The sequence below is a fragment of the bacterium genome (assembly GCA_018830565.1).
Taxonomy (GTDB): Bacteria; UBA9089; JAHJRX01; order JAHJRX01; family JAHJRX01; genus JAHJRX01.
This window is the reverse complement of the sequence record JAHJRX010000082.1, coordinates 1-7,295: the sequence shown is the minus strand read 5'-3', so window position 1 is coordinate 7,295 and position 7,295 is coordinate 1. Positions and strand designations below refer to the sequence as shown.

The following is a 7,295-nucleotide window of genomic DNA, read 5'->3' as shown; positions in this document are numbered from 1 at the left end:
AGCTACACCGTGTTCGGTAAATGCGAAAGGTAAGGCACTTGAATGTTTCATTGTTCTAAACCGGTGACAAATTGTCACCAGTTCATTCTTTTCTTCTGTAGTAAGATTGAACATAAATTCCTCGGGAAACCGCTCGATATTGCGTTTTACTTGCCTATTTAAATATTTCGTTTCTACTCCATATAATTCAGCAAGATCTCTATCTATCATAACCTTGTGTCCTCTTATTAAAAAGATTCTTTGCTCAATTGTTTCTTGTAGAATTAATTCCTTCACAACCTATCTTCTCGTATAATTATGTTATCGGTTTCTATGTAATAGACTTTGAATCTCAATAAATTTTACTCTCCTCCACAAAGGCAATCTCTTGATGGGACGCAAATTGCCGCAGATTATCAGGATTAAGTTATGACAAAACCTGTCCGTTAGATAAAGCATCATAAATGGCTTGCAATCGCGATATTTCTGTTCTTAAATCTTTAAGTTCTTCTGATGAAAGTTCTTCTTTGATTAACCCGACTTCTGAATTTTTTTCTTCCCTTAATCCTACGAGCCTTTCTTTCTGTAGGTAATCTCGAATCTTATTATAATTAAGAACCATAATACTTGTTTATCTAATTTATTCAGGTAATCTTCAAGTTTATGTAACCTTTCTGCTACCATATCTACGGCTACTGCCATTTTAATTTACCTCCTTAAAGAATGATTAAGGTAAGCGTTCAGCCGGAAGCTTAAGCAGTGAAAGGCTAAAGCCTGAACTCCAACCATAAAAATCAAGGCAAAGAAGCCTTTCATGGTTTTACGCCTTTCTGCTTTTTGTGCTGTAATTATAGGAACTGCCCCCTAATCTCTCCTATTCTGTTCTCCAATTTAATCAATTTTTCTCATCATTGTTTTTGCTGCATATCTCATGTCAGGAGTTTGAACCACTGCATGTCCTGTTTTAAGTTGCTCAATAATACCTTGAGCATTGCTGCCACTACGCATTTGAACCATCTTACTGACTTTTTTTGAATCCGGATTGTTTGTTCGGAAAAGTATCTTAGTTCCAGCATTGCCGAGTACATTTTCATGAAAATGATTGATATTTTGACTTGCAACAATAACCAAAACTCCAAACTTCCTTGCTTCCTGCATTATTAAAGGTAAGGTTTTATCCCTTGCCAAACGATGAGCTTCGTCTAAAACAATTGCCAATTTCAAGACAGTAGACTCTTCCCATCTTAATATTTCTTTATATACTTTTCTTAAAACAAAGGCACTAATAGCTAATTGAAGCGTTTCTGAGCCAATTTCTTTTACATTAATAACCAAGCCTCCTTTAGTACTTTCAAGAATATCCCAGCTACTCTCAACCGCCTGTGGTTGAATACATTCATCTCTAAAAGCGGTCTGCACTTAGCTGACACATTCTTTATTTCTTTCTTTCTTTCTAATTGGTCAATCTTTTTTGCCATATCGTTGATTGTCGGGAATGTATTATCGCCACGATTTTTAGCATCTTTGTAGCAAGCAGAGATTGCCCTAAACACCCCGTCTTTTTGAATATCACCAAGCTCGCAGACATACGCAAATATATCTGCTAATGCAAAGCTTTGGGTTTTCCATGACTGTTGCCCTATTTCACTTACTAAATCAGCTTCAAACGGTGAAAACGGTAGTCCTTCCGCTGCATTCCAAATTGTAGGCATGCAAAGTTTTCTAAAGGCATTCTTCTCATCACTAAATTGTCCATGAAAATCAAAGGTCAAAGTACCAATTCCCTTACGCTGCAATTCAACAAGCAATGTGTTAATTGTAACTGACTTGCCTTGTCCGGGTATTCCAAGAATAAAAACATGAGGGCTTCCTTTTACAGAGGGTTTCCAAACAACATTTTCATTATTTACAGACTTGCCTACTGTGATTTCTGCAGACTCTGGATATGAAGGTATGTCTGCATTATCAATCTCATCCGTTTTGATACTGCCAATATCAGACGGTTGTTCAGCAAGTATTTCTTTGTATTCTTCTTCCCTATTTTGTTCTTCTGTTATGAGCGGTAATTCTTCGTCAGAGCCTGTAATGATTTGCTCTTTGTAATCAAGCGGTTGTGGGGATTCCGATAACACATGCTTGCCAAGAATCGTCGCTTTTATTTCATTTTGCTCTGGCAGTTCAATTTTATATTCATCTTCATCTGGACTTATCAAATATGCTCGTTTCAATATATTTGGTTGAATTTTCCCGGCTTCCACCCTGCTAAGCAAATCATTAAGTTTAACGAATCCATCTATATCAATTAAGTTATACCGCACTGCCTTTGAAAGATAATATCGCATCAACATTACAAGGCGAGAACGCTCCAGAGTCACTCCTATTTTTTCTTCCATTTCTTCTTGACTAATAAAATATTTGTTTTGAAGGAATTCCTCTGTTTTTAAGAGCCATTCATTGATATTTTCAAGGATTGAAGACCTAAAAGATAAGTCTGCTTCAATTGCTGAGTCAATACATATGATTTTAATGTTTTGCTGTGTAGCACTAACAAGTAAAAAGTCGCACAAATTAACAGCATCATCAAAAATATCAGGATGACAATATACCGGAATCAATAAGAATTTTTCCTTGCCTCTATTTTGCAACAAATAGTGAAGTGTTGCGCCGATAGCTATAGTATTTTGGTTTTGCTCATGGTCTTCTTCAAATAACTGTAATGCATAAGTGCCTGAAAGGGATTTTAAGGCACTTACCAAGTTAAGAACACTTTCCTCATTTGATCTGAGATTTATTTTCTCTAATTTACTCGCTATGATTTGTGTTAGTTCATCTTGCCAGCAGGTAGTAACAAGCAATCTATCCCCAATTCCTTCTGAGAAATCAGGGGAATAATCAATCAAATACTTTTTACTCAATTCTGAAAGAAAAGGGTCATTCGGGCTATCAAAAAAATCAGGGCCGAAAAACCTGTCAATAGTAAGCACCCAGTCTGATTGCTGGTGAAGATATTCAATAAATCCGCGTTCATCAGGTCCAATTACACTGCTCAAACAGCAAACAGCATCCTTTGATAAAGTTGGATTTAATAAAAATGCTAATGAATACGATTGTTGTTTTGAGATATTCAATAGAAAATCGGTAAATTTAGGGTCTATCGGATGTCGTTCAAATCGTTCAGGTTTGGAAACGGCAAGCCAGTAACGCCATTTTAATTGACCGTATTCTGAAGACGAATCAGTCTGCCAGCGATTCATAAGCCCATAGAATGAAATGCTCTCGGTTGTTGTTTCAAGAAGTTGTTCTAATGAAATCTGAGGATTTGACGCATCAAAACTAAATGATACATGCTGTTCGCCATTTGGGAAATCAGGGCGTTCTGTTCTTTTGGTCAATGATAGTGCAAATGCCGGGGTCAAGATTGAGGCATCGTCAGCAATATTTTCCAATAAATAAAATTGCTTGCGTAACACATCCTCAAATCCTTCAATCTCAATAGGAAGTGGTGGGCGAGCAATGGATGATATTTCAAGTCTCTTGATTTTTGGAAATTCTTTAGTATTTTCTTCACTGTTTTCTCCCGAAACTAAAAGATTCCATATTGCCTTTGCCAATAAATTGCCATTACCGGGGTTAACAACGCCAATTTTAAGCCCTTTTTCTTTACAATAAGGATGAATCTTAATATATTTCTCAATATCATCACTTATTCTCTTTGGCTGAACATCGGTTGGCATTATTTCATCGTCATAAGAAAGGAAATGAAGCACATCAGCAGATACACGAGTCCAGTCAGGACATGCAGGCGGTAAAAATAATCCAAAAGAAAATCCGATATTTCTTGAAAAAACATACCAGTTGTTTTGGTTTTCAGGAAAAGAATCCGATGGAATAATAAACGGAGTATTTGCAGGGGTTATTTCCTTCAGATGATTCAGGTTAATGGTATCTTTGCGGCGTTTCTTTGGCAATGCCAACAGCTTATTTTTCCAATCATTCAGCAATGAAGCATAAGCAGAAAACCATAACATTCTATGCGGATGTGTCGGGAGAAGGATTAACGCCTTTTGATTACCGGTGTTATAACAGATTTCAAGCTCTACAGAATCTATTGAGAGGAAAAACTGAAGCATCTCCTGTCTTTCCTGAACTGCTTGCTGTTTCGCATTAAGAATGGTCTCCAATAATTGACTATACGCCTCTGCGTATAACCTTGCCCTGTTAAAAAGCGTTGTTTTTGCAAATTCAGATTCCCAGTCTGCTGTCTCAACAATTCCATTTTGTTGTACCCTGATATGCTTAAATAATACTTCGCGTTGTTTTTTGAATCGTTCGGCTGCCTCCGATATCCATGAAGGGAAATTTGCAAAATCTGGTAGTCGGCTGGATATTTTGTCTTTATCAAATTTATCAAGGTCATCAACTTTATATGAATATCGTCCAAAACCCTCGTAAGAACTAAGGCTTTTCATCTCAAAAGCATGAAGAATGCTACTTATTTCAATCCGGCAAACTGAAGAATCTCCAACCAAAACACTAAAATAATCAATATCTCCGGTCTTCCAACCTTGCGGTGTAGTTCTCCATTCTTTTTCAGTATATGTTTGGGCAATCTCCAGATAACCAAATGGTAGATTCGGGGCGACCTTAAGTTTATGCTTTGGCTCAACATCTTCAATCTGACTCTGCTGAAGATATATCCTTTCAGACAGGACTTCAATGACAGAGCCATTCTCACTGACAATTTCAGTTCCGTTTTCATCAAGTCCTGTTACTCTGACCTGTACCCACCCTATTCCTAAATTATCAATATCTATATCAAGTGAAAGCTGTCCACTTCTTTGCGTTGCATTCTTTCTGACTTGAGGCAACTCGCCTGAATCTACTTCTTCGTCATAATCCTCTCTTGAGGGGATTAATTCTACTTGCCATTTGGCTACATTCTGAACATTTTTCGGCTCCGTACTCCATGAAACAGAAATCTTTTTCTTTGTCTCGCATTCTGCAATAATAGGAGCATCTGAGGCTTCGCATTTTATATCTCCACATCCTGATACAAGACTACCGTCAGGCTTTCGTTTAGGTTTGTTCAGTTTAATTCCTTCCAAATCAGATGGCTGTATTTCAGGGAATTTCCACTTACTGAAGTCAAAATCACCCTCATTTACAAATCGTTCAAGCCAATTTTTTGCAGGCGGCTCCATTGGTTTTTCAAGAAGAAATTGTTCTAACCTGTCCATGAAATGCCCTTTCTTTAATTTTGTCGCTTCAAGTTTCTGTCGCACTGTTGCCTGCGGTCTGACAGGATATGCAAGCATTTTTACACAAATCATAATTATGCTTTAATCGTTCAACAAAATCATTAGTTTTATCGGGGATAAGTCCAATCTTCCAGAGAGCCGTGCCAACTGTTTTAAGTGTGGGGTTCTCGCAAATTTCATTGAGATAATGTACCATATCTTCTGTTTGCAGCCTTGTAGTCTTCTTTGCCTGATTAATAGATTTTTTAACTGCATTTTTTATGCTCGCAGGAATCCTATCCATAAATTCTCTTTCTAATTTTTCCAGGAAATCCTGAGTGTCAAAACTCTCAAAGGAATTGCCCAGTGATGAAACAGCAGAGTGATTCGTATTGGTTGGGATAATGAGGCAGATAGACTCTTGTTGTAAATTTCTCTTTTCTATGGCAACATCAATGCTGATAATATAGCTTTCTTTGTCAGAGGGCAAAAAGGTTGATTCCAGAATATATGCTGAAAAATTACATTCAAGCATGTTCAGACATTCGCATAGTTCAATGCATTCCTTAATCGGCAGGTCGTCAACACGCAAGCAATGACCTATGGAAACATTATTAAAATGCGTTTGTAGATTCTCAGTAAACCGTTGGATTTTAGAAAACATTATTACCCCCAATTATTTCAATGACATTAGCCAGCCTTGCGAACATCTCTATATTGCGGCCTGATATACTGGGCCTCAAAATCATCAGAAAGGTTATCAAATAATCCCATCTGCTTTAATCTTCTTTGTAACGCTGAAAGATTTTCGCGTGCAGAGTGGTTAGATTCTATAGATTCCATACCCTCAGGGACCCTGTTGATAACTATCCCGTACCATTTTTCAAGAAATTCTAAAAACTCAGCCAGCCTGAATCGTTTCGGTTTATCATTATCCTTAAGTTCAGACGGATTGATGGAAGCCAAATGCACTAAAGTCCAGAGCAGGTCATTGCTCATTGAATATGCCCATGTATTACGATACCTGCCTGCTCCCTTAATAAAACCATAATTTCTTTCAACGCCGCCCATATCCTTAAACCATTGTATCATCTTGACACCAAGACTGTTTCTCTGTGCTTCATCTAAAATCATTACTAATCTGCTCAGGCTGTCATCAGGATAGCGATTATCACAACGACTGAAGAACTCTTCTAACATTTCATTTATCTCATCGGTCTCTATCTGGTTTTCATCCCGAATTCGCTTTATTGCACTTCTGGCATCTGCCTGAATATCATTGTGTTGAGCAAGTGAGTTAAGAACTCTAAAATACTCTCCCCCTTGATTTCCCGCAATCATACTTTTTAACTTAGGGTTGCTGCTGGCAAAATAGTCTATCGAGCGAAGTCTTAAATTTGAAGTAAAGAATTGTGCAAACTCCTGAAGGTCTCTTGAAACGCATTGACGGGCTATTTCACGACTAAAACATCTTTGATTATCAGTAATATCCACATAGATTTCCGGCTTTGTCGGCATTATATCCAGAGTAAATTGTGCTGATATATCACCAGTCTTGACGAGATAGTTTGTGCCGTAAATCAGTTTAAGGGTATAAATGCAAAGCTCAAAATTTATCAATGCCTGTAGATTATAGATCAATTCTCTTGCTGGCATTCTATCCTTGAAAACCATAATAAATTTTATGAACCCTTTCATAAACCGCTTTGCCTGACCTTCGCAGACAGGGGCTTGAGCCTCGCTTTTTATAGGTGTTCCAATCTGGGCTAATGGGAAAATATCCATAAAAAGTGTTGCCATCAAGGTATCTGTATCAAGTTTTGTCTGCCCGTCATAGACACCATTTATTTCAACACCTGGTGCATTTTCCGGCAAACCAGATATTCCTTCTGCAAATGCTTGGCGTAATGCCAATCGAACAATCAGATATGCACGATGATCCAGCAATTCTAATTATGAAAATTTCTTTTTATTTTATAGGTAATTTAAGACAATATGCCCCTTTGCCGATTAGTTAATGAAGACCAATTTACTATTCAAGGAAAGGAAAGGGACAAAGTGGCAAAAGTTCTTACTTTT

General features: G+C 37.4%; 6 protein-coding genes. All 6 read right to left on the bottom strand.

Going from position 1 to position 7,295, the window contains the following annotated elements; all coding sequences use genetic code 11:
• The coding region (locus KJ849_07915; GenBank protein MBU2600483.1) for an ORF6N domain-containing protein at positions 1-276 on the bottom strand (276 nt) is incomplete at its 3' end.
• A gap of 130 nt (positions 277-406) precedes the next feature.
• On the bottom strand, positions 407-601 hold the full coding sequence (locus tag KJ849_07910; GenBank protein ID MBU2600482.1) for a hypothetical protein: 195 nt from the start codon (positions 599-601) through the stop codon (positions 407-409).
• Positions 602-870: 269 nt separating this feature from the next.
• Positions 871-1,314: a type IV secretion system DNA-binding domain-containing protein gene (locus KJ849_07905; protein MBU2600481.1), complete on the bottom strand. Its 444-nt coding sequence runs from the start codon at positions 1,312-1,314 to the stop codon at positions 871-873.
• Positions 1,299-5,309, bottom strand: coding sequence for a DUF87 domain-containing protein (locus tag KJ849_07900; GenBank protein ID MBU2600480.1), 4,011 nt, complete (start codon positions 5,307-5,309; stop codon positions 1,299-1,301). Before KJ849_07900 ends, KJ849_07905 begins: the two co-directional genes overlap by 16 nt.
• Positions 5,245-5,880, bottom strand: a complete 636-nt coding sequence (locus tag KJ849_07895; GenBank protein MBU2600479.1) for a hypothetical protein — start codon at positions 5,878-5,880, stop codon at positions 5,245-5,247. Before KJ849_07895 ends, KJ849_07900 begins: the two co-directional genes overlap by 65 nt.
• A gap of 26 nt (positions 5,881-5,906) precedes the next feature.
• Positions 5,907-7,163 (bottom strand): hypothetical protein, encoded by a 1,257-nt coding sequence (locus KJ849_07890; protein MBU2600478.1) that lies wholly within the window; start codon positions 7,161-7,163, stop codon positions 5,907-5,909.
• Positions 7,164-7,295 lie beyond the last annotated feature (132 nt).

What these genes read in the sequence shown, in the direction of transcription:
- KJ849_07895 (MBU2600479.1), bottom strand. Translation starts at nt 5,880, where the DNA reads ATGTTTTCTAAAATCCAACGGTTTACTGAGAATCTACAAACGCATTTT.
- KJ849_07900 (MBU2600480.1), bottom strand. Translation starts at nt 5,309, where the DNA reads ATGATTTGTGTAAAAATGCTTGCATATCCTGTCAGACCGCAGGCAACA.
- KJ849_07910 (MBU2600482.1), bottom strand. Translation starts at nt 601, where the DNA reads ATGGTTCTTAATTATAATAAGATTCGAGATTACCTACAGAAAGAAAGG.